21 protein-coding genes are annotated in these 21520 nt (G+C 67.0%); 14 read left to right on the forward strand and 7 right to left on the reverse strand.

Annotation, left to right across the window (positions count from 1 at the left end; all coding sequences use genetic code 11):
- Positions 1-2: 2 nt before the first annotated feature.
- A complete protein-coding gene (locus tag ACZK4Z_RS11940) occupies positions 3-1184 on the reverse strand; it encodes an efflux RND transporter periplasmic adaptor subunit (protein WP_478450845.1) in 1182 nt (393 codons plus the stop codon).
- A gap of 236 nt (positions 1185-1420) precedes the next feature.
- On the opposite strand from ACZK4Z_RS11940, the gene ACZK4Z_RS11945 reads away from it, so the two are divergent.
- The 4 genes from ACZK4Z_RS11945 to ACZK4Z_RS11960 all read left to right on the forward strand — a co-directional run bounded on the left by ACZK4Z_RS11945 (position 1421) and on the right by ACZK4Z_RS11960 (position 5021).
- Positions 1421-1978: a hypothetical protein gene (locus tag ACZK4Z_RS11945; protein ID WP_231298863.1), complete on the forward strand. Its 558-nt coding sequence runs from the start codon at positions 1421-1423 to the stop codon at positions 1976-1978.
- Positions 1979-2025: 47 nt separating this feature from the next.
- The gene (locus tag ACZK4Z_RS11950; protein ID WP_049409594.1) at positions 2026-2742 is read left to right on the forward strand and encodes a response regulator; all 717 of its coding nucleotides are present in this window, start codon (positions 2026-2028) and stop codon (positions 2740-2742) included.
- 4 nt (positions 2743-2746) lie between these two features.
- Complete coding sequence (locus tag ACZK4Z_RS11955; RefSeq protein WP_049481079.1) at positions 2747-3823, forward strand: ATP-binding protein; 1077 nt, start codon at positions 2747-2749, stop codon at positions 3821-3823.
- 271 nt (positions 3824-4094) lie between these two features.
- The gene (locus ACZK4Z_RS11960; protein ID WP_478450846.1) at positions 4095-5021 is read left to right on the forward strand and encodes an ABC transporter six-transmembrane domain-containing protein; all 927 of its coding nucleotides are present in this window, start codon (positions 4095-4097) and stop codon (positions 5019-5021) included.
- Positions 5022-5116: 95 nt separating this feature from the next.
- Here the strand turns inward: ACZK4Z_RS11960 and ACZK4Z_RS11965 are convergent, their stop codons facing one another.
- Positions 5117-6205 carry a DNA glycosylase AlkZ-like family protein gene (locus tag ACZK4Z_RS11965; protein ID WP_029550733.1) on the reverse strand — a complete coding sequence of 363 codons (1089 nt, stop codon included), beginning with the start codon at positions 6203-6205 and terminating at the stop codon, positions 5117-5119.
- 104 nt (positions 6206-6309) lie between these two features.
- Complete coding sequence (locus tag ACZK4Z_RS11970; protein ID WP_010485484.1) at positions 6310-6894, reverse strand: TetR/AcrR family transcriptional regulator; 585 nt, start codon at positions 6892-6894, stop codon at positions 6310-6312.
- A 244-nt stretch (positions 6895-7138) separates the two neighbouring features.
- Here ACZK4Z_RS11970 and ACZK4Z_RS11975 point away from each other — a divergent pair, with 244 nt between their 5' ends.
- Positions 7139-9334 (forward strand): TonB-dependent receptor, encoded by a 2196-nt coding sequence (locus tag ACZK4Z_RS11975; RefSeq protein ID WP_430370154.1) that lies wholly within the window; start codon positions 7139-7141, stop codon positions 9332-9334.
- 250 nt (positions 9335-9584) lie between these two features.
- Here the strand turns inward: ACZK4Z_RS11975 and ACZK4Z_RS11980 are convergent, their stop codons facing one another.
- Positions 9585-10250 (reverse strand): TraX family protein, encoded by a 666-nt coding sequence (locus ACZK4Z_RS11980; protein WP_430370156.1) that lies wholly within the window; start codon positions 10248-10250, stop codon positions 9585-9587.
- Between the two features lie 115 nt (positions 10251-10365).
- Between ACZK4Z_RS11980 and pip the strand changes: the two genes are divergently transcribed.
- The 7 genes from pip (at position 10366) to ACZK4Z_RS12015 (ending at position 18025) form a co-directional block, all read left to right on the forward strand.
- Positions 10366-11313, forward strand: a complete 948-nt coding sequence (pip, locus tag ACZK4Z_RS11985) for a prolyl aminopeptidase (RefSeq protein ID WP_053443106.1) — start codon at positions 10366-10368, stop codon at positions 11311-11313.
- Positions 11314-11519: 206 nt separating this feature from the next.
- Positions 11520-11819, forward strand: a complete 300-nt coding sequence (locus tag ACZK4Z_RS11990; RefSeq protein WP_010485475.1) for an EF-hand domain-containing protein — start codon at positions 11520-11522, stop codon at positions 11817-11819.
- A 292-nt stretch (positions 11820-12111) separates the two neighbouring features.
- On the forward strand, positions 12112-12411 hold the full coding sequence (locus ACZK4Z_RS11995; RefSeq protein ID WP_430370158.1) for a hypothetical protein: 300 nt from the start codon (positions 12112-12114) through the stop codon (positions 12409-12411).
- 63 nt (positions 12412-12474) lie between these two features.
- A complete protein-coding gene (gene mgtA, locus ACZK4Z_RS12000) occupies positions 12475-15234 on the forward strand; it encodes a magnesium-translocating P-type ATPase (RefSeq protein WP_430370160.1) in 2760 nt (919 codons plus the stop codon).
- A 30-nt stretch (positions 15235-15264) separates the two neighbouring features.
- Positions 15265-16002 (forward strand): MgtC/SapB family protein, encoded by a 738-nt coding sequence (locus ACZK4Z_RS12005; RefSeq protein WP_430370162.1) that lies wholly within the window; start codon positions 15265-15267, stop codon positions 16000-16002.
- Positions 16003-16335: 333 nt separating this feature from the next.
- The gene (locus ACZK4Z_RS12010; protein WP_313215524.1) at positions 16336-17391 is read left to right on the forward strand and encodes a sensor histidine kinase; all 1056 of its coding nucleotides are present in this window, start codon (positions 16336-16338) and stop codon (positions 17389-17391) included.
- Complete coding sequence (locus tag ACZK4Z_RS12015) at positions 17384-18025, forward strand: response regulator transcription factor (RefSeq protein ID WP_430370165.1); 642 nt, start codon at positions 17384-17386, stop codon at positions 18023-18025. Before ACZK4Z_RS12010 ends, ACZK4Z_RS12015 begins: the two co-directional genes overlap by 8 nt.
- Before the next feature lie 13 nt (positions 18026-18038).
- Here ACZK4Z_RS12015 and ACZK4Z_RS12020 read toward each other — a convergent pair whose 3' ends face one another.
- The 3 genes from ACZK4Z_RS12020 to ACZK4Z_RS12030 are packed head-to-tail and all read right to left on the reverse strand — an operon-like array spanning position 18039 to position 19922.
- Positions 18039-18431: a DUF3224 domain-containing protein gene (locus tag ACZK4Z_RS12020; RefSeq protein WP_049409565.1), complete on the reverse strand. Its 393-nt coding sequence runs from the start codon at positions 18429-18431 to the stop codon at positions 18039-18041.
- Between the two features lie 42 nt (positions 18432-18473).
- Positions 18474-19646, reverse strand: coding sequence for a low temperature requirement protein A (locus ACZK4Z_RS12025; protein WP_329762851.1), 1173 nt, complete (start codon positions 19644-19646; stop codon positions 18474-18476).
- Positions 19647-19655: 9 nt separating this feature from the next.
- Positions 19656-19922, reverse strand: a complete 267-nt coding sequence (locus ACZK4Z_RS12030) for a hypothetical protein (protein ID WP_010485461.1) — start codon at positions 19920-19922, stop codon at positions 19656-19658.
- Between the two features lie 202 nt (positions 19923-20124).
- On the opposite strand from ACZK4Z_RS12030, the gene ACZK4Z_RS12035 reads away from it, so the two are divergent.
- Positions 20125-20649 (forward strand): RNA polymerase sigma factor, encoded by a 525-nt coding sequence (locus ACZK4Z_RS12035; RefSeq protein ID WP_241874860.1) that lies wholly within the window; start codon positions 20125-20127, stop codon positions 20647-20649.
- On the forward strand, positions 20646-21482 hold the full coding sequence (locus ACZK4Z_RS12040) for a FecR family protein (RefSeq protein WP_430371429.1): 837 nt from the start codon (positions 20646-20648) through the stop codon (positions 21480-21482). The genes ACZK4Z_RS12035 and ACZK4Z_RS12040 overlap by 4 nt, the downstream gene beginning before the upstream one ends.
- Positions 21483-21520 lie beyond the last annotated feature (38 nt).

Consider the following 21520-nt stretch of genomic DNA (forward strand, 5'->3'; position numbering starts at 1 on the left):
GCTCACATCCCCAGCAGGCTGGTGGGCTCGGCTTCCGCGCCGCTGGGCGCCTGCCCGACCACCACGTTCTCGCCCGCCTTGAGGCCGGACAGGATCTGCACCGCAGTCGCGGTGCGCAGGCCGGTCGTCACCGCCCGCTCGTGCGCACGGCCCTTGGCATCGATCACCTGGACGGTCGCGCGGTTGCCCGCCTTGTCGTCGCGCTCGGACACTGCCGTCAACGGCACCTGCAGCGCATTGGCGGCACGCGCCAGCTGGATCATCACCTTCACCGTCATCGACGGCTTCAGTTTCAGGCCCGGATTGGGCACGTCAAACAGCCCGGCGTAGTACACCGCCTTAGGCGTCTGCGCCGATCCACCGGTGTTGCCGGTGGCCACGTCGGCAATCGATGACGGCGCAGGTTCAAGCTGCTGCAGATGCGATTCGTAGCGGCGTCCGCCCGGTCCCAGCGTGGAGAACCACAGGGGTTGGCCAGGCGCGATCAGTTCCACATCGGCCTCCGCGATCTCGGCGCGAACCGTCATCGTGTCCATCTGTGCCAGCATCACGATGGTCGGCGTGGTCTGCATCGAGTTCAGCGTCTGCCCGGCCTTGGTGACGATGGCCACGATGTAGCCGTCGGAAGGTGAGACGATGCGGGTGTAGCCCAGGTTGATCCGCGCGGTTTCCACCTGGGTCACCGCCTGGTCGATCTGGGCCTGCAGCGCTGCCACGTCCGAGCGCGCCGCTTCGCGCGCCACCCGTGCGGTCTCGAAACCTTCCTGCGAAACAAGCCGCGACACCACCAGCTGCGCCTGGCGCTCATACACGCGGATGGCCTGGGCGTAGCGCGCCTGGCTGGCCGCGTGCTGGGCACGCAGCGTGTTGGCAGCCGCTTCGGCGCTGCGCAGGGCGATGCGCTGCGGCTGCGAATCCACTTCGGCAATCAGGTCGCCAGCGTGCACGCGCTGGCCCAGCACCACATGCAGGCGCGTGACCTGGCCCGACACCTGCGCGCCCACCGCCACCAGTTCCTTGGGGTTGACCCGGCCGACTGCCTGCACAGTCTTTTCCAGGTCCGCCACCCTTGCCGGGGCCGTGATCAGCGCGGCATCATCACCTTCGGCGAACAGCCACCCACCGGTGCCGCCTGCAAGAAGTACAACGATTGCGGCAATGATCCAGGTCCTGCGGTTGTTCATCGGAAGGCTCGCATGCACGCAGCCACCGGATGTGACCGCAGAAGCCGCAGTCTGGAAGGTGGTGGTGGATGTTTCTTGGAGCCACTGTGGAGATTGCATGGAGGCCGCACATCCGTTCAGGCACGGGGCCCGCTCCTGAACGGCACGGATCGCGTCCACGAAATCTCGACACAATCTCGACCAAGTCTCCATCAACGGCTCCTAGCCTTGTCGGCCTCGCCGACTGCGCTCCCGCCGTGTCCCTTCCGTTTCCAGACCTGCCTCCCATCGATATCCGCCGCGCCTACCTTGCCTGGTGCGCGCCTTCGCCGTGGCTGCTTGCACTGGTGCTGGCGTCGACCAGTGCCTGGATGCTTGCCAGCGCGAACCCGGCGCCGCCCCTGCTGGCGGGCGCCGGTGCCGCCGCGTTGGTGTGGTTCCGCAGCGAAGGCCCCGGTCATTCGGCGCGCGCGGGCACCCTGGCGTCGGCGTCGCTGATCGGCCTCGCGGCCTGGTCCGCCTCCGCCGCTGACGTGAGCCTCATGCCAGCAGGGATGGCGGCTGTCCTGGTGGCTGCGTTGCTTGCCCTGCGCCTGCGGGCCTTGGTCCACATGGCCCGCCGCCTGCAGGACCGGGTGGACGCAACGGGCATGGAATCACGGTGGAGCAAGCTGCCTGCGGCCGTATCGACCCTGCTCGCACAGCACCTGCGCGCGACCGCAACACTGGCGCCCGCCCTGCAGCACACGCTGGTGCTGGCCACCCTGGCCTGGGCCGCCCACGAAGAAGCGCAGACCCTGGAACGGCCACGATGACACCGTCGCCGGCGTTTCCCATTCCTCACTTGAAACCGCAGCATGCAATGAAATCCGACGCCCGCACGCGCCAGGCGCCCCTGGTGCTGATTGCCGAAGATGAGGGCGAAATTGCCGACATTCTCGGCGCCTACCTGGCCCGCTCCGGGCTGCGCAGCGCCCGTGCCGCCGACGGCGAAGCCGCCCTCACCAGCCACCGCCAGCTGCGCCCCGACCTGGTGCTGCTGGACGTGCAGATGCCGAAGATGGACGGCTGGCAGGTGCTGAGCGAGTTGCGCCGGCGCGGCAACACCCCAGTAATCATGCTCACCGCACTGGACCAGGACGTGGACAAGCTCACTGGCCTGCGCGTCGGTGCCGACGACTACGTGGCCAAGCCATTCAATCCGGCCGAGATCGTCGCCCGCATCCAGGCGGTGCTGCGCCGTAGCGCGAAGCCCATTGCAGAAGAACCCAACGGGCTGATCCGGCAGGGGCCGTTCGAGATCGACCTGCGCAGCCATGAGGTCACCGTACGCACCGATGACCACGTGCATGCTCTGAGTTTCACGCTCACCGAGTTCCGTCTGCTGGTACACATGGCGCGCGCACCGCGCATGGTGCACAGCCGGCTGGATCTGCTCCAGACCTGCCTGCCGGAAGGCGATGCACAGGAGCGCACCGTGGACAGCCACGTCAGCAAGCTGCGCCGCAAGCTGGAGGAAGTAGGCGTCATCGGCATTCCCGCCACCATCCGCGGTGTCGGCTACCGCTTCCTGGACTGAGCCGATGAACCCCAAAGGCAAGAGCATCGGGCGCCAGATCACGCTCTCCATCACGGTCGCGTCGCTGTGTTCGACCGTACTGTCGATCAGTGGTTTCTACCTGTTCTATTACCTGATGGAGGTGTTCTATCCACGCTGGTACGACGAACCGGAAACCATCATGCCGTCAGGCCTGGAATGGCTGTGGATCGGCCTGACCGCCACCGTGGTCGTTGCGCTGGCCACATTGATCGCCTCGCGCCTGACCCGGCGCATCATCACCCCGCTGAACTCGGTCGCCGAAAGCCTGCGTCGCGTCGCCAGCGGTGATCTGGAGGCGCGTGCGCGCGGCGGTGACACCTCGATGACCGAGGCCGCCACGCTGGTCAGCGACTTCAATTCCATGGCCGAGCGATTGAGCCGGATGTCGGAGAACCGCGTGTTCTGGAACGCGGCGATCGCACACGAACTTCGCACGCCGATGACCATCCTGCGCGGCCGCCTGCAGGGCATCGCCGAAGGCGTGTTCGAGCCGGGGCCGGAGCAGTTCAACAGCATGCTCACCCAGCTGGAGGGCCTGACCCGCATCATCGAGGACCTGCGCGTGGTCAGCCTAGCCGAGAGCGGCCACCTCGATCTGCGCCTGCAGCGCAGCGACGTCAGCGTGCAGGTGGCGGCGGTGGTCGAAGCGATGTCGGAGGCGCTGACCGAGAGTGGTTTCTCGGTGACGTTGGACGCACGGTCTTCGCTGGCCGACTGCGATCCCGCGCGCATCCGCCAGGCGGTGCTGGCACTGCTGGAAAACGCTCGCCGCCATGCCATTCCCTGCCCGCTGCAGGTCCGCGTCACGCTGGCCGAAGGCCATTGCACCGTGACCGTTGAGGATGGTGGCCCCGGTGTGCCGGACGACCTTCGCGACAGCATCTTTGAAGCCTTCCAGCGCACCGATGTGTCGCGCTCGCGGCAGAGCGGCGGCTCCGGGCTCGGCCTGGCGGTGGTGCGGGCGATTGCCGTGGCCCATCACGGAACGGCGCGATGCCGGGCTACCGAACGTGGCGGCAGTGCCTTCGAAATCCGCTGGCCGGTGCACGCGCGTCGTTGAGAGCACGGCGTTGCGGCAGACGCTGCCCTGGTAGCAGCCCACCTTGGTGGGCATCGGCACACTGCGGCGCCAACCAAGGTTGGCGACCACCACGACTCTGGTAGTTGCCCACCTTGCTGGGCACCACGCCCTCCACTGAACGCCACCGGTTTCTCCACGCAATCTCCATCGTCCCTCCATGCCCGCTCCAAAGGGCTGCAGATACTGGGCGCGACCCGGGAGATCGCAGGCATCCGTCCCCTGCCCAGTCCCCGACCCACCCAGGCATCCCATGAAACACCCCCATGATCCAGCGGCCGCCGCCGGCAGCATCGGCCAGCAGAATGCGGCCGCCACCCTGAAGGCCATCCTGCGCACCTACCCCTGGCAGCTCACCGGCACGTTCTCGCTGGTGGCACTGGAGAACACACTGCTGCTGGCCTATCCCTTGTTCGCCGGCTTCGCGGTGGACGCGATCATCAGCGGCAACATCGGCCATGCCGTCTCCTATGCCGGCGTGGTGCTGCTGTTCTGGTTGGTCGGTGCCGCCCGTCGAGCGGTCGATACGCGCACTTTCACCCGCATCTACGCCGATCTGGCGGTGAGCGTGGTGCAGGCGCAGCGCCGCCTGGGCCAGGCCACGTCCACCTCGGCGGCGCGCGTGGTGCTGGCCCGCGAGTTAGTCGACTTCTTTGAAAAGCACGTGCCGATCATCGCCACCGCACTGGCATCGATGTTCGGTGCGGTGGCCATGCTGCTGGCGATCGAGCCAATGGTCGGTGCCGCTGGCCTGGTCACCCTGCTCGGCGCCCTGCTGGTGCTGCCCTCGTTCGCACGCCGCAACGAGCAGCTGCATGGCCGCCTGAACAACCGCCTGGAGCACGAAATCCGGCTGGTCGACCGGGTCAGTCCCTCGGTGCTGCGCCGCCACTACACCACGCTGTCGCGCCTGCGCATCCTGTTGTCAGACCGCGAAGCGGGCGCCTACGTGGTGATCGGGCTGGCTGCCGCGGCATTGTTCGCACTGACCATCGGCCGCCTGGCCACCAGTGAAGGCGTCACGCCGGGCCATGTCTATGCGGTGATGACCTATCTGTGGACCTTCGTCGGCAGCTTGGACGATGCGCCGTCGATGGTGGACCAGCTTGCACGGCTGAAGGACATCGGCCGGCGAGTCAGCCCCGGGATGGACGACGCGGAGCACAAGGACGCCGCTTGACCGGTAGATGCCACCTTGATGGGCCCCGACACATCGCGGGGCCAACCAAGGTTGGCGACTACCGGGAGCGATAGCTACCAATGCGCCGCTCGGCGCTACAGGAACTCCGCCATGCGCTGCAGCTCGTCTTCCAACGCGCCACGAAACACCCTGTCGCGGGCCAGCGACTTGCCGGCATAGCCCACACTCGATGCCAACTCACCGTCGCGCACGCTGAGATTGGCCCAGCCCACCACCTGGTCGTGCCACAACACCGGCAGAGCGTAGTACCCATACTGTCGCTTCGGTGCAGGTGTATACGCCTCGAACTTGTACACCCATCCCCACAGCAGCTCGAAGCGGCGGCGGTCCCACACCACCGGGTCGAACGGCGCCAGCAGGCGCACCTGTTCGTCCGGTGCATGGCGGCGCGAGCGCGGATTCTCGTCCACCGGCCAGTACCAGGTGGTGCCCTCCAGCGTGCAGCTGGCCAGTTGTTGCTTGGCCAACGCCAACGCCTGCCGGGTCTGCTCGGCCAGATGTGGGGCGCCATAGCCCAGCAGGCGCACCAGATAGGTCAGGCTGGCCGAGGGCAGCGGCGCGTACTTGCGCACCACCAGGTCGATCAGGGCGGCGGCCCGTTCAACCTGCGCCTGCTCGCTGGCGTCCGGCTCGGCGTGCTCGGCCACTGCATAGATGCGGGTGCCACTGTCGCGCCGCTGCACCCGCAGCAGGCCACGGTAGTGCATGCCGTCAAGCAGATGCGTGCTTGCGTTGCTGGTGCCGCCCCAGTAATTGGTCACCCGCCCATGCGCGAACGCCTGGTCCACCTCGCGCGGGTGCACGCTGCCGCGCTCGCGCACGAAGGCCAGTACGTCGGCCGCACGGCGATGGGTCTCGGCGTCCCATTCGCGCTTGGACACGCGCGGGTGCATCAGTGCCAGATGCTCGCGCGGCAGGAAGCCGTAGTTCACCAGGCAATCCTCTTCCACCGGCAGGCGCGTGTAGCGCCGCTCAAGATCGCCTGCGCGGTAGTCCTTCACCCGGTGGCGCAGGGTCAGGTCCTGTGCGCGCGCCGGTGCCCTGATCGGGTCGGCCTGCACGAAGCCCAGCCGTCGTATCGCGGTCAGCAGCGTGGTCGGCTTGAACAGGGTGCGCGCCACCGCGTAGCGGCGAAGATCATCGAGAGTAGGCGTGGCAGGCATGGCCGCATTGTATTCTCGACACCACGCGATCCGTCCAGTAGAGCCAGGCCATGCCTGGCTGGCGTCAGGGTGAACGGCCAGGATCGTTCACGCATGGCGTGCATCTACCGAAGCCGCGATACCTCCAGCGAACCGATCACCAGCGCCCGCATGCCCTGCTTGAACTCGGTGATCACCTGCCCTTCTTCATCGTCCGCAATCGCGTAGATCGTATCGGCGCCGGCGATGCAGTAGAAGGCGATCGTGGCCAGCAGCCAGCGCGCCTTGTCCACCGGCAGGCCGAACACATCAGCCACGTGCGCCTGGTGCGAGGCGATCTTTTCCAGCATCGGCGCAGTCGCCACCGTGCGCCGCAGCAGGTACGGTGGCAGCCCGGGATGTGCCTTCACCACCTCGCACAGTGACTCCACGAACCGCATCAGGTAGGCCTCCAGCCCACCCGGTGCGTCGACCGACGCGCGCGGAATCTGCCAGCGCTGGAACACCGCCTCGGCCACCAGGCGTTTCAACGCCTCCAGGTTGGCCACGCGCTTGTACAGCGCCGCCTGGGTCACCGCCAGTTCGGCGGCCACGTTGGCCATGGTCAGGTTGGGTAGGCCCAGGCGGATGCCGATGTCGGCCAGGCGCTCCGGGGTGATGGTGGGCGGGCGGCCACGGGTCGGCGCCGTTGGATCGGAGTGAGGGCTCATACGGTGCGTGCTCATACCCTGCTGAGGGTGCCAGCAAAGGGACCCTCTTGTCCGCTTCGATTGATTTAGTTTAATTTACTCAACTAATTCGGAATGCGTCCAGCACGCTGCCCGTAGTCGAGCCCATGGCTCACCTTCCGCCAGGTCCCCACCCAGCCAACAACCCTGCGCTGCGCCCTCTCACCGTGCTTGCCGTCGGCAGCGCGCCAGGCGCGCTCGCGCCTGCGATTCACAGGAATCTGGCATGACCGTGTACAACTTCTCTTCTCTGCAGCATCGCGCTGCCGCCGCATCTTCCGGCCTGATGCATCCACCAGGCATCGCCCGGCGCTACCGAATGTCGGCCCTCGCGCTAGGGCTGCTGGCCTCGTTTGCCGCGCTGGCCGACTCCGCGCCGTCCACCCTGCCCTCGGTGCAGGTGCAGGAACAGCGCCGGGTCACTGCAGACTATGCGGGCGGGCAAGTGGCCGCTGGCAGCCGCGTCGGCCTGCTCGGCGACAAGGACTTCATGGACACGCCGTTCAATACGGTCAGCTACACCGAGTCCTTCATCCGCGACCGCCAGGCCAAGGACCTCACCGACGTCATCGCCGCCACCGACCCCACGGTGTTCAGCAACGGCGTCACCGGTTCGTGGAGCGAGAACTACGCGATCCGAGGCTTTGCCTCCAACACCAGCGACACCACCTTCAATGGCCTCAGCGGCATGGCGCCGTACTACCGCACTTCGCCGGAAATGTTCGAACGCATCGAGGTGCTGAAAGGCCCCTCCGCGCTGCTCAACGGCATGCCGCCGGGCGGCTCGGTCGGTGGCAGCGTCAACCTGGTCCCCAAGCGTGCCGGCGATCAACCGCTGCTGCGGGTCAGTGCCAACTTCGCCTCCGATGCGCAGTTTGGCGCCCATGTGGATGCGGGGCGTCGCCTGGGCGCGGACAAGCAGTTCGGCATCCGCTTCAACGGCGCGTACCGTGATGGTGATGGCGCGGTCGGCAAGCAGAGCAAGAAGGTGCAGCTCGGCGCACTGGCAGTGGACTGGCGCGGCGAACGTGCGCGGCTGTCGGCCGATCTGTACAGCGCCGATGACCGCGTGGACGGCCCGGCACGCGGCGTCGGTCTGGCACCGGGCGTGGCCATTCCGCGGCCGCCGCGTGGCGATACGCTGATCAACCCGGACTGGGCCTACGTGGACAGCCAGGACAAGGGCGCGATGCTGCGGGGCGAGCTGGACATCAATGACACCCTGATGGCCTACCTGGCCTACGGCACCAGCAAGACCGACTACCGCTACAATGGTTCGATCAGCGCGCAGATCCTCAATCCAGCCGGCGACTTCACCACAGTGATCGGCCAGCTCGCCTTCGATATCAAGAAGCAGTCCGCAGATGCCGGCCTGCGCGGCTCGTTCCACACCGGCAGCATCGGCCATCAGTGGGCCGCCAACGTGACCCACTACCAGCACACCCAGAACGATTACGGGCGCCGCAGCGTGCCGGGCTGGGACTGGACCACCAATCTGTACAACCCGGCATGGGGCCCGGCGGCACCGTTCGTAGCGCCGCACATCTCGCACACCGAGCTGCGGCTGGACAGCCTCGGTTTCGCCGACACCCTCGCCTTCGCCGATGACCGCGTGCAGCTGACCCTGGGCGTGCGCCGCCAGCAGGTGGTCAGTGAGACCTTCAATGTCGCCAGCGGTGCGCGCACCTCGCGCTACGACGAGAGCGCCAACACGCCGGCAGCGGCGCTGCTGGTGAAGGCCACCGGAAGGGTCTCCATCTACACCAACTACATCGAAGGCCTCAGCCAGGGCGCCACCGCGCCGATGACCGCTGCCAATGCCGGTGATGTGTTCGCACCGTTCCGCACCAGGCAGAAGGAGCTGGGCCTGAAGCTGGACCTGGGCAGCTTCGCGCACACCTTCAGTGTGTATGAAATCAAGCGGCCCAGCAGCTACACCGACCCGGTCACGAATATCTTCTCGTTCGGTGGCGAGCAACGAAATCGCGGCGTGGAATGGGGCTTCTTCGGCACGCCACTGGATGGCGTGCGCCTGCTCGGTGGCGTGGCCTACGTGCAGCCGAAACTGACCCGCACGGCCGGTGGCGTGAATGAGGGACGCATCGCCACCGCCGTAGCGCAACGGCAGGCCAAGCTGGGGGTGGAATGGGATGTACCGACCTTGCAGGGCCTGACCTTGACCAGCAATGCCACGGCGATGTCGAAGCAGTACATCAGTGCCGACAACAGCCTGTCGGTGCCGGGCCGCACGTTGTTCGATGTCGGGGCGCGCTACAGCACCACCGTGGCGGGTCGACCGCTTGCGCTGAGAGCCAGTGTGAACAACGTGACCAACAAGGCGTATTGGGGCATGCCGTTGCTTTCCAGTCTAGCGCTGGGAGCGCCGAGAACGGTGCTGGTGTCGGCGACGATGGACTTCTGAGGCAGGCGCCTCCACGCCAGACATGCATCACCTGTGGAGTCGAGCCATGCTCGGCTCGCTTTGCCGGTCACGCATGGCGTGGATTTCCCAGAACGTGTAGAGCTGAGCCATGCTCGGCTCCGGCTCGCCCGCTGAGTCGGGCATGGCTCGACTCTACACACGCCGATGGCGGCATGCTTCACCCCCACCTGCGACGCGCATTCCTTGACCGCATCCGGCATTCAAGACACTCGACATGCCAGTTCCGAAATTACACAAGCAGATGGGCAACCAACGCCAGCACCGCCAGATGCCCCCCGTAATACCCGTAGAACGCCCACCGCCAGCGCGGCAGCTGCCACGGCACCCGCGCCGCCAGCAGCACTACCGGAATGGCCAGCAGTGCCCAGCCGTTGTGGTTGGCCCAGCACACCGTTGCAAGCGCAACCAGCAACAGCCACCACGCCCGGTGCCGGAACGCGATCCAGGCCAGCAGCACGCTGCCAACCCCGGCCCACTGATAGTCCACGAACATCGGGAGCACGCCGGCAGCCAGCAACAGCTGCACCGGCCGATTGTTCGCCAGCGCATGTACGGCTACTGCTGCAAATGCAAAGGTGAGCAGGATGTTGAGCGGCAGCCAGGAACCAAACGCGAATGCGTGCAATGGCTGTGCGATCAGCCCCCACAGCGCGAGCCGGCGCATCGACTTGCGCAGGTCGGCCCCGGGCTGGGCGAGATTGCAGGCCATCACCAGCGCGAACAGCGGGAAGGCGATGCGCCCCAGTTCGCTGACCACCGGCACGTAGCCGCCGAAGACCACCTTGGCCACGTGGTCACCCGTCATGGCCAGCAGTGCGATCCACTTCAGCAGCTCGCGCGCGCCGCTGCGGAGGGTGAAGTTGAAGGTTGACGTCCCGGTCGTGGTCGCTTGCATCGCGGAAGCTTATGCGCATCGGCCAGCCCATTTCCAGCGCCGCGCAGGAGCACGACGCTGCAGGCAGCAGGCGGGGGGCGCTATGCTGGCCGCCCCTGCTTGTGAGACGTCCGCCGTGCGAACCCTATACCCCGCCATCGAGCCGTACCGCGAGTTCACCCTGAAGGTGAGCGATCTGCACACGCTGCACATCGAAGAGTGCGGCACGCCAGAGGGCATTCCGGTGGTGTACCTGCACGGCGGCCCGGGTGCTGGCATCTCGCCCACCCACCGCCGCTTCTTCGATCCGGCGCGGTACCGCATCGTGCTGATCGACCAGCGCGGCAGCGGCCGCTCCACACCGTTCGGCGAACTGCGCGACAACACCACGCAGGATCTGGTGGCCGATATCGAGAAGGTGCGTGAGCACCTGGGCATCGAGCGTTGGCTGGTCTACGGCGGCTCATGGGGTTCGACGCTGTCGCTGGCCTATGCGCAGGCGCATCCCGAACGCGCCACCGGCCTGATCGTGCGTGGCGTGTTCCTCGGCCGCGAGATGGAGAACCGCTGGTTCGCCGAGGCCAACGGCGGTGCGCGCTGGATCTTCCCGGAACGCTGGGAACGCTATGAGGCCTACATACCGGAAGCCGAGCGTGGCGACATGATCGCGGCCTACTGGACGCGCATGGATGGCCCGGATGAAGCGACCCGCATCGAAGCCGCGCAGGCTTGGCTGGGCTGGGAAGACAACGCCGCCACCCTGCAGCACGACGTGGATGCGCAATCCACCGACGACCCGCTGGACACATTGGCAAAGGCCCGCATTGAAGCGCATTACTTCCGCAACAGCATCTTCCTGGAGCCGGACCAGCTGCTGCGCGATATCGATCGCATCCGCCACCTGCCCTGCGTGATCGTGCAGGGGCGCTACGACATCATCTGCCCGCCGCGCAGTGCGTGGGATCTGGCCAAGGCCTGGCCGGAAGCCCGGCTGGAGATGGTGACCTCCGGCCACAGCGCGAACGAGCCGGCCACGGTGGATGCGCTTGTGCGGGCGACGGACGCCTTTGCCGACCGTTTCTGAGCAGATGGTGGTGCCGGCCGCTGGCCGGCATCCCACCGTTCGAGGGTAGCGTCGACTCCGCGCAATCGCTGCTGCGCGGCCAGGTGAATGGCGACCCACCGGCAACGGTCCACGGCCCCATTCTTCGCAGCCCGCTTACAGCTCCGCGCAGAAGATCCGGCGGTGACCACCGCACCGGTGGTTCGCCCTTTCCCCAGGAGCACGCCATGACCGGTTATCGCTGCCTTCCCATCGCTCTCTCGCTATCTGCGGGCCTGCTGCTGGGCGCCTGTACCAATCCGCAGGAGGCCAGCAAGGCCACCGCCGCCGAGGACGTGACAGAAGTAAGGCTCATCCCTGCCTACGAATCGCTGGACAAGGACAAGGACGGCATCGTCACGCTGGCCGAGGTGGATGCCGTGGCACCGGACTGGGCCGAACGACTGCACGCCTGCGACACCGACCGCAACAAGACGCTGAGCCGTGGCGAGTACGACGTGTGCAAGCAGACCAGCGCTTCGCATTGATCCATCATTGAGCCCTCGACTGACGCTGCGCATGCCGGCTATACCAAGGTATAGCCGGGCTAACCCACGAGCCTCTAGGCCCGTCCCATTCAGGGGCGGACAATAGCGCCACTGGCCAGGGCAATCCTGGCCGGCACCCTCCCCTCATGGAGACGCAGATGGACCCCGACCCTGCCGGGCGCACCGCGCCCCGGATGACCGCTTGTTGCCTGTTCCTGGCGCCTGCCCGCCGGCCCCTGCATGCCTGAGTGACGGGGGGCCGCCAGGCGCCGTTTGCCTGGAGAGCACCCCCATGTCCTACAAGATCCTCTACATCACCCTGCGCCGCCTGATCGGCGAGCGCGATGTTGCCGCGCTGCGCAGCCAGCTGCTGCAGCACGGCCCCGTGATGTTTGCCCATTCGCTGTCACTCGGTTCGCCACGCGTGGTGGCCGACGCCTTGTCGCTGCTGCCGATCAGCGAGCGCATCACCGTGCTGCGTCATCTGCCCTATCCGCTGCGTGATGCGATGAAGCCGCTGTGCATCGGCGGCAGCCAGCGCCTGCACATGCAGCCGTGGTCGCCGGCGGTGCTGGCGATGCGCCACGCCTGATCGGTTGCATCCGTTCCGTTCGTGTTCCGGCCCCGGCCGGCTCTGACATTCGAGGAGAGTCCCATGAGCCTGCTCAACGCCTGGTTCAATGCCTTCCTGCGCAGCCGTCGCGCAGGCAACCTGTTCCGCCGCCGTGCGATGCCCGAAGCCGGGTTTGGCCCGGGCAGCGCCGACGCGGCACCGTTCGCGCTCACCACCGGCCTGGTCACCCTGGCCCAGCAGGAGGAAGCCGAGCTGCTGGCCACGCTGGGGTCGCATGCCGATGGCCTCAGCCCGCATGAGGCCGAGGAACGGCTGGCGACGCTCGGCCCCAACGAGGTGGATCACGAAAAGCCGCTGCCGTGGTGGCGGCACCTTTGGCAGTGCTACCGCAATCCGTTCAACCTGCTGCTGACCGTGCTGGCGGCGGTGTCCTGGCTGACCGAGGACATCAAGGCCACCATGGTGATCGGTGCGATGGTGCTGCTGTCCACGCTGATCCGCTTCGTGCAGGAGGGCCGCTCGAACCGTGCAGCCGAGCGTCTGAAGGCGTTGGTCGGCAATACCGCGCGCGTGCTGCGCCGCAATCCCGGTACCGAGGCCGCCGATGTGGCCGACCAGTACTTCGGTGCGCACCTGCACAGCCGGCGCCCGGCGCGCCTGCTGGACCTGCCGATCCGCGAACTGGTGCCCGGCGACCACATCGTGCTGTCGGCCGGCGACATGATTCCGGCCGACTGCCGCGTGCTGACTGCCAAGGACCTGTTCGTGGCACAGGCCGCGATGACCGGCGAGTCGCTGCCGGTGGAGAAGTTCGCGCACCCGGGCGACGGCCTGGCTGGCCTGCTGGAACAGCACAACCTGCTGTTCATGGGCACCAATGTGGTGTCCGGCACTGCCACCGCCGTTGTGCTGGCCACCGGCAACCGCACCTACTTCGGCACGCTGGCCCAGCGCAGCACCGCCACTGACCGCGCGCCGACCGCATTCCAGGCCGGCGTCAACAGTGTCAGCTGGCTGCTGATCCGCTTCGCGCTGGTGATGGTGCCGTTCGTGCTGCTGATCAACGGCTGGACCAAGGGCGACTGGACCGAGGCGTTCCTGTTCGCACTGTCGGTGGCAGTGGGCCTGACGCCGGAAATGCTGCCGATGATCGTCACCTCCACCCTGGCCAAGGGTGCGGTGCTGCTGTCGCGGCGCAAGGTGATCGTCAAGCGCCTGGATGCAATCCAGAACTTCGGCGCGATGGAAGTGCTGTGCACCGACAAGACCGGCACCCTCACCCAGGACAAGATCGCGCTGGAGCGTCATACCGATGTGTTCGGCCACGATTCGGAAGACGTGCTGAAGTTCGCCTATCTCAACAGCCACTTCCAGACCGGGCTGATCAACCTGCTGGACCGTGCGGTGCTGGAGCACGTGGAGCTGCAAAGCTCGCTGCGGCTGTCGCAGGACTACCACAAGGTGGATGAGATCCCGTTCGACTTCGAGCGCCGCCGCATGTCGGTGGTGGTGTCCGAGCGCGAGGACCACCATGAGCTGATCTGCAAGGGCGCGGTGGAAGAGATGCTGGCGGTGTGCAGCACCGTGCGCGAGAACGGCCAGGACATGCCGCTGGACGAGCGCCGCCTGGCGCGGGTCCGGCAGACCACCGAGGAGTTGAACGAACAGGGCCTGCGCGTGGTGGCGGTGGCGATGAAAGAGACCGCCGCCAGCCAGACCGCCTACTCACAGGCCGACGAGTGCGGCCTGACCCTGGTCGGCTACGTCGCCTTCCTGGACCCGCCGAAGGAATCGGCAGCGCAGGCGCTGCAGGCGCTGGCCGCGCATGGCGTGGAGGTCAAGGTGTTCACCGGCGACAACGAACTGGTGACCGCCCGCGTCTGCGCGCAGGTGGGGCTGGACGCCGACACCATCCTGACCGGCCCTCAGATCGAGCGCATGGATGATGGCGCATTGTCACGGGCACTGCACCACCACCGCGTGTTCGCACGGCTGACGCCGCTGCACAAGGAACGCCTGGTGCGCGAGCTGCGCGCCCAGGGCAAGGTGGTCGGCTTCCTCGGTGACGGCATCAACGATGCCCCGGCGCTGCGTGCGGCCGACATCGGCATCAGCGTGGACAGTGCAGTGGACATCGCCAAGGAGGCGGCTGACATCATCCTGCTGGAAAAGAACCTGATGGTGCTGGAGGAAGGTGTCATCCAGGGCCGGCGCACGTTCAACAACATGCTGAAGTACATCCGCATGACCGCCAGCTCCAACTTCGGCAATGTGTTCTCGGTGCTGGTGGCCTCCGCCTTCCTGCCGTTCCTGCCGATGCTACCGCTGCAGCTGCTGGTGCAGAACCTGCTGTACGACATCTCGCAGATCGCCATTCCGTTCGACAACGTGGACGAGGAGCTGGTGCGCAGGCCGCTGAAGTGGAACCCGGCGGACATCGGCCGCTTCATGGTGTTCTTCGGGCCGATCAGCTCGATCTTCGACCTGACCTGCTTCGCGCTGATGTGGTACGTGTTCGATGCGCGCACCGCCGGCGACCAGAGCCTGTTCCAGTCCGGCTGGTTCGTGGTCGGCCTGCTGACCCAGACCCTGATCGTGCACATGATCCGCACGCCGAAGGTACCGTTCCTGCAGAGCATCGCCGCGCCGCCACTGCTGCTGATGACCGGCCTGATCATGTCCATCGGCGTGGCCCTGCCGATGAGCCCGTTGGCCGGTTACTTCAAGCTGCAGGCGCTGCCGGCTGGCTACTGGCCGTTCCTGGTGGCGATCCTGTTCGGCTATGCGGTGCTGACCACCGCGCTGAAGAAGTTCTACATCCGCCGGTACGGGTGGCAGTAAACGCCCGCCGCTTGTCCAGGGAGAAACACAATGGACTTCAATCCCAACCTGCCGGCCTTCAACGCCGGCGCGACCTTGAGCTCGCTGATCAGCCTGTCGGTGGCGTTCGTGCTGGGCACGGTCATCGGCCTGGAGCGGCAGCTGCGCCAGCGCACCGCAGGCCTGCGCACCAACACGCTGGTGGCGGTGGGCGCGGCAGTGTTCGTCGATCTGGCGGTGCGCTTCCATGACCTGTACGGTGGTCCACCCTCGCCGCTGCACGTGGTGGCCTATGTGATCTCCGGCGTCGGCTTCCTCGGCGCCGGTGCGATCATGAAGGACGGCGCCCAGGTGTCCGGCCTGAACACCGCCGCCACCCTGTGGGGCTCGGCGGCGGTAGGTGCGTGTGCCGGTATCAAGCTGCTGCCCGAGGCGGTGCTGGCGGCAGTGTTCGTGCTGGCCGCCAACACCCTGCTGCGGCCGGTGGTGAACCGCATCCAGCGGCAGCCGCTGCCGGAAGCGTTCAGCGAGGCGACCTATGCGATCAACGTGGTCTGCCAGCGCGAGCAGCAGGCCGAGGTACTGGACCGGTTGTTGCTGCTGCTTGAGCAGGCGCAGTACCCGGTGCGCGCGGTGGACCAGCGGCCATTCGGCGAGCGTGACGTGGAGATCGAAGCGGTGCTGTATGCCACCACGGTGGATGCCGGTGAGCTCGATGCCGTGCTGGCCACGCTGGCGACCACGCCCGGCGTACTGCAGGGGTTCTGGAACGCCAGCCTGGAGGAGTAGCGGCTCGGTAGTGCCGGGCGCCGGCAGGCAACACCGTGCACCGCTTTGGTAGGTGCCGACCTTGGTCGGCACAGAGCTATCCGATGCCATGCCTACTGCGAGAGCCTGCCGACCAAGGTCGGCATCTACCAACAGCCCGCATGCATCGCTTTGGTCGGTGCCGACCGTTGGTCGGCACAACCCCTCATCGTCCCGCCGTTCAAGTGCTGTGCCGACCAACGGTCGGCACCCACCAGGAGCCGGCACCCACCGCGCAGGAGCACGCCGACCAAGGTGGGCATCCACCAATACCGGCTTTGCTATCCTTTCCGCCCACGCCAGGGAGCCATCCCGATGCCATCGCTGTCGCCCCGCCGCCCGCTGATGCTGCTGGCCCTGATCGTCGTGATGGGGGCGATCTTCCTGATCGATACCGTCACCGATTACGCGGTCGCGGCAGCCTGCTTCTACGCAGCGGTCATCCTCGCCGCATCACGCGTGCTGAGCGCGCGCGGGCTGATCACCCTGGCCGTCGCCTGCATTGCATTGACCGGGCTGAGCTTCTTCCTGACCCGCTTCGGCACCTATCGCATCGGCCTGGTCAACTCGGTGATCGGCATGCTGGTGATCGGCATCACCACCTACCTCGCCCTGAACATGGAAGCGGCCAAGGCCGCCGTGCAGGAAGCGCAGGGCCGTCTGCTGCGGGTGGCGCGCGCCTCGACCGTGGGCGAACTGACCACTTCCATCGCGCATGAAGTGAACCAGCCGCTGGCGGCAATCGCCAGTAGTGCCGAAGCCTGCCAGCGTTGGCTGGCACAGGATCCGCCGAACGTGGACAAGGCACGCCAGACCGTGGCCCGCATCCTGGCCGACGCGCACCGTGCCGGTGACGTGATCGCCCGCATCCGCGGACTTACCCAAGGCGCCGCTCCGGAACGGCACGCCTTCGACCTGAACCAGGCCGTGGAGGAAATGCTGGCGCTGTCGCGCAGTGAACTGGACCAGCATGGCGTGGCCGTGGCCCTGCTGCTGGATGCCGACCTGCCCCCGGTGCAGGCCGATCGTGTGCAGGTACAGCAGGTGATCGGCAACCTGATTCTCAATGCGGTGGACGCAATGGAAACCGTGCCTCCCGCCGACCGACGCCTGTCGCTGCTGACCCGACGTGACGGTCAGCGGGTCAGTCTCAGCGTGCGCGACCGCGGCGTCGGCCTGCCCGCCGATCATCCCGAGCGTGTATTCGATGCCTTCTGGACCACCAAGTCACACGGGCTGGGACTGGGCCTCAGCCTGAGCCGTTCGATGATCGAGGCCAACGACGGCCAGATCCGCGCCGAACGACCAGCAGGCGGCGGTGCCTGCTTCGTCTTCGACCTGCCCATCGCCACGGACGCTCAACATGCGTAAGCCCGCTGCCCCAGCCATTGATCCAGCACCCATCGTCTTCGTAATCGACGACGATCCGTCGGTGCGAGCGGCACTGGAAGACCTGCTGGCCTCGATGGGCCTGCAGGTGCGCGCCTTCGCTTCCACCCAGGCGTTCCTCGAACACGAACTGGAAGATGCACCGGCCTGCCTGGTGCTGGACGTGCGCATGCCCGGCCAGAGTGGGCTGGAGTTCCATCGCACGATGGGCAGTCACGGCCTGCAGCTGCCCGTGGTGTTCATCACCGGCCACGGCGACATCGCGATGGGCGTCAACGCGATCAAGGACGGGGCCATCGAGTTCCTGACCAAACCCTTCCGCGACCAGGAACTGCTGGATGCCATCCACAAGGGCATCGAGATCGACCGCCAGCGCCGCCGCGAGGGCGACGTGCTCGGCGCGCTCCAGCAACGCTGGGATTCGCTGAACGCGGGCGAGCGCGAGGTGGTCGATGGCGTGGTACGCGGCCGCCTCAACAAGCAGATCGCCGGCGACCTCGGCGTCAGCGAGATCACGGTGAAGGTGCGCCGCGCACAGGTGATGCGCAAGATGGGCGCGCGCACCCTGGTGGACCTGGTGCGGATGTATGACCGCCTGCAGGGCAGCGCAGGCTGAGCGATGCCTCGTTCTATTCCGGATCGGGCAGCGCGTACTCCAGCCTGTAGTCATGGCGACCGTCGCTGATGGTGATTTCCAGGATTCCGCTCAAGCCGAGCAGCCCTTCACTGCCCGAATCGGGCACCACCACCACGTTCAGCTCCGGCGTTCCCCGAGTCATCAGACCGTTGTGCTGCAAGGTAAAAGCGCCCTGACGCCCAGCCAGCGTGGCCGTTACCCGTTCCATCGCCACATAGCCCGCTGAGCCCTGCACCGGGCTGCGGAATGCCAGCATCTGGCCGACACTGCTGCCCTGCAGGTCACCATGGAAGACCTTGTCGATCGACATCACCCCGATCGGGCCGTCGTTGCCACCGATCGGCAGCAGCTTCACTTCAAAGGTTCCGCGCGCTTCGCCCTGCATCCTGCTCTCCCTCGTCGATCATGCGGCAACGGCGCGTGCGGATCATGCGCGCCGCAGGCGACGCTTCGACTGCGTATCCATCAAGCCCACCGCCAGCAGCACCGCGCTGGTCAGCCAGCCGGCGCCCAGCAGATGGGTGTGCGGCAAAACCACCCCCAACACGACCAACGCCACTGCACCGACCAGATGCGAATACGGGGCGCGCCCGTACACGATGCGCTTGTACAAGGCGCTGCCCAGCAGGTAGATCAACGGTCCGGCAACCAGCACCGTAGCGTAGACCAGGGTCACCGCCGCGCCAGGATGGTCCATGACCAGGTCATTGCCGACCGCGGTGGCGATGATGCCGGCGATCAGCAGCGCATGCACGTAGTGGAAGTTGGCCCCCATCCGCCCGGCGTCCTCGGAATGGGTGATCGCCGCGGTGGCATCGCGGCTGGAGATGCCGAAATACAACCACCACATGGCGATGGTGCCGGCGAAGGTGGCCAGCACCGCCGAGACCACATCGCCGCTCCAGTGCTCGACCTCGCTGAGCACGCCGCCAGTGGCCAGCAACGTTTCACCCAGCGCGACGATGACGAACAACTGGCAACGTTCGGCCAGGTGCCCGCCTTCGATGGTCCACTCGCGGGTGTGCGAACGGCCCAACCCCGGAAACGCGAAGCCGAACATCGGCGAGATGTACTCGCAGGCCACCGCCACCGCCCACAAGGCCAGGCGCAGGTTGCCCTCGGCAGCAGCGCCTGCCAGCCAGAAGCAGGCCGACACGCTCACCCACGCCAGCATGCGGCGGAAATTGGGCGCCAGCGGATGGTTGCGCCCGACCTCCAGCAGCACGAACACCGTGCGCCCGACCTGCATGGTGGCGTAGGCCCCCGCGAAGACCCAGGCGCGTTCAGCGAAGGCCTCGGGAATGGATGAGGACATCAGCAACGCCAGCAGCATGGTGACGAACAGCAGGCTGCGGATGCGTGGCGTCTCCGGATCGAACCAGTTGCTGACCCAGCAGGCGTACTGCCAGCCCAGCCAGACCGCGAACCACAGCACCAGGGTCTGCATCACCCCGACCAGATCCAGGTGATGCAGCAGATGGTGGCTGAGCTGGGTAACCGCAAACACGTAGACGAGGTCGAAGAACAGCTCTTCGTAGGTCACGCGGGCGTGGTGGCCATCGCGCTGGCGCAGGGCAGGCAGTCGCAGTCGTGTGCTCATGGCCGTCCTTCAGCGCGCCAGGCGCCAGTACAGCAGACCGGCCAGCAAGGCCGGCACCGCGAACACCAGCAGCAGGATCGGCAGCTCCTCCCGGACGGCGTAGCCGGCCTTGCTCACGCCCACCCACATGTTGGCCACCGTCACCAGCAGCCAGGTGGCGATGAACGCGATCAGGGCCGTGGGCAGCTGTGACTGGCCTACGCTCCACAGCCGCCCGAAGAGCAGGAACACCCCCAACAACAGCACCCCACCCACCATCACCAGAAGCACGTGCATGGTCCATCTCCTTGAGCCTGCTGGCAGGCTAGCCGCGGCCGATTCTGCGCTCCAGCCGATGATCGTGGTTTCACTTTCCAGCCTCCCCGAACAATCCCAATCCCCGAACCACATAGCAAACGAGAACGGTTCCCATTAGTATTGCGTCATCGCGCAGGGATGCCCTCCCCGTGCCCGCCCCTTGCCCCTGCTTCCGGTCCGGATGTCCCGACTACCTTCCCCACACCCTCCTGCGCTGCCGCTGGTGTCCTCGCTGGTGCGCCACTACGAGGAACTGGTGGAGTACCTGCGCTGCCGTTTCCGGTCGCCAGGGCTGGCCCGTGAAGTGGTGCACGACGTCTGCGTGCGGCTGCTGGAACGCCCCGCCGCCTACGATGCACGGCAACCCATCGCACTGCTGCGGCGCATCGCCCACGATGCGGCGGTGGACCGCTGCCGCGCCGAGGCTCTGCGCCGGCACTGGGTGGAGTCGCGTGCCGAACTGCCCGATGACGCCTGCCCACGCCCAGGCCCCGAGCAGCAGGCGCAGGGACAGCAGGCGTTGCAGCGCCTGAGCGCGACCATCGAGCGCATGCCCTGCCGGCGCCGGCAGGTCTTCATCCTGCACAAGATCCACGCGCTGCCGCAGGCCGACGTCGCGCAGCGCATGGGCATCGGCCTGAAGGCGGTGGAGCGTCACCTGCGGCTGGCCATGGCCGATTGCCGCCAGCAGGGCACGCTGCAATGAGCGATGCACCTGCACCACCGCCGCCACCCGAAGTCCCCAGCACCGACCAGATCCTGGACCAGCATCGGGACGCCCTGAAGCAACGCTTTCCGCTGCCCGACCCGGAAACGCTGCGCCGCCGGGGTGGCGGCGCGAAGCGGGTACTGCCCGTGTTGCTGGTGCTGGCCGGCGCCGTACTCGTGGCCGACCCGGCCTGGCAGGTCCGCGATTACCAGACCGGCGTGGGCGAACGCCGTGAACTCGTCCTGGCCGACGGCAGTCGGGTACAGCTGGATGCAGGCACCCGCGTGCAGGTGCGCCGCCATCTGCGCTCCCGGCAGGTGCTGCTGGAACAAGGGCGGGCACGCTTCGAGGTGCAGCACTCGGCCTGGCGACGCTTCGGGGTGGATGCCGGCCCGGTCCACGTGCGCAATTACGGCACGGTGTTCGACGTCGACCGCCAGGGGGAACTGAGCGAAGTGACACTGTGGCGCGGCGAGGTCGGCGTGCGCGTCGACGAGGGCGGCAGCGAACAGCGGCTGGAGCCAGGGCAGCGCCTGCTGGCCCAGCGCGGTTCGCTGTCACCTCCGGAAGCCATCGATCCAGAGCAGGCGGACTGGACCACCGGACGCCTGCAGTTCGACCGCATGCCACTGACCGAGGTCCTGCGCATCCTGCAGCGCTATCACGACCGTCCCATCGTGCTGGACGACCCAGCGCTGGGGCCCCTGCAGGTGTCGGGCGTCTTCGATGCCGACCGCGCCGAGACCGTACTCGCGCTGCTGCCCGAGATCCTGCCGGTGCAGGTGCATGCCGGCACCGATGGCAGCCTGCATCTGCGCGCCCGCGATTGAATGCCACACCGAGGGTGGGTTGCGCGCCGTCCCATCCG

This window comes from Stenotrophomonas sp. 71799_Sma (genome assembly GCF_056482505.1).

Coding starts and splice junctions, on each gene's coding strand:
- ACZK4Z_RS11940 (WP_478450845.1), bottom strand. CDS start 1,184: ATGAACAACCGCAGGACCTGGATCATTGCCGCAATCGTTGTACTTCTT.
- ACZK4Z_RS11950 (WP_049409594.1), top strand. CDS start 2,026: ATGAAATCCGACGCCCGCACGCGCCAGGCGCCCCTGGTGCTGATTGCC.
- ACZK4Z_RS11955 (WP_049481079.1), top strand. CDS start 2,747: ATGAACCCCAAAGGCAAGAGCATCGGGCGCCAGATCACGCTCTCCATC.
- ACZK4Z_RS11960 (WP_478450846.1), top strand. CDS start 4,095: ATGAAACACCCCCATGATCCAGCGGCCGCCGCCGGCAGCATCGGCCAG.
- ACZK4Z_RS11965 (WP_029550733.1), bottom strand. CDS start 6,205: ATGCCTGCCACGCCTACTCTCGATGATCTTCGCCGCTACGCGGTGGCG.
- ACZK4Z_RS11970 (WP_010485484.1), bottom strand. CDS start 6,894: ATGAGCCCTCACTCCGATCCAACGGCGCCGACCCGTGGCCGCCCGCCC.
- ACZK4Z_RS11975 (WP_430370154.1), top strand. CDS start 7,139: ATGACCGTGTACAACTTCTCTTCTCTGCAGCATCGCGCTGCCGCCGCA.
- ACZK4Z_RS11980 (WP_430370156.1), bottom strand. CDS start 10,250: ATGCAAGCGACCACGACCGGGACGTCAACCTTCAACTTCACCCTCCGC.
- ACZK4Z_RS11990 (WP_010485475.1), top strand. CDS start 11,520: ATGACCGGTTATCGCTGCCTTCCCATCGCTCTCTCGCTATCTGCGGGC.
- ACZK4Z_RS11995 (WP_430370158.1), top strand. CDS start 12,112: ATGTCCTACAAGATCCTCTACATCACCCTGCGCCGCCTGATCGGCGAG.
- mgtA (WP_430370160.1), top strand. CDS start 12,475: ATGAGCCTGCTCAACGCCTGGTTCAATGCCTTCCTGCGCAGCCGTCGC.
- ACZK4Z_RS12005 (WP_430370162.1), top strand. CDS start 15,265: ATGGACTTCAATCCCAACCTGCCGGCCTTCAACGCCGGCGCGACCTTG.
- ACZK4Z_RS12010 (WP_313215524.1), top strand. CDS start 16,336: ATGCCATCGCTGTCGCCCCGCCGCCCGCTGATGCTGCTGGCCCTGATC.
- ACZK4Z_RS12015 (WP_430370165.1), top strand. CDS start 17,384: ATGCGTAAGCCCGCTGCCCCAGCCATTGATCCAGCACCCATCGTCTTC.
- ACZK4Z_RS12020 (WP_049409565.1), bottom strand. CDS start 18,431: ATGCAGGGCGAAGCGCGCGGAACCTTTGAAGTGAAGCTGCTGCCGATC.
- ACZK4Z_RS12025 (WP_329762851.1), bottom strand. CDS start 19,646: ATGAGCACACGACTGCGACTGCCTGCCCTGCGCCAGCGCGATGGCCAC.
- ACZK4Z_RS12030 (WP_010485461.1), bottom strand. CDS start 19,922: ATGCACGTGCTTCTGGTGATGGTGGGTGGGGTGCTGTTGTTGGGGGTG.
- ACZK4Z_RS12035 (WP_241874860.1), top strand. CDS start 20,125: ATGTCCCGACTACCTTCCCCACACCCTCCTGCGCTGCCGCTGGTGTCC.
- ACZK4Z_RS12040 (WP_430371429.1), top strand. CDS start 20,646: ATGAGCGATGCACCTGCACCACCGCCGCCACCCGAAGTCCCCAGCACC.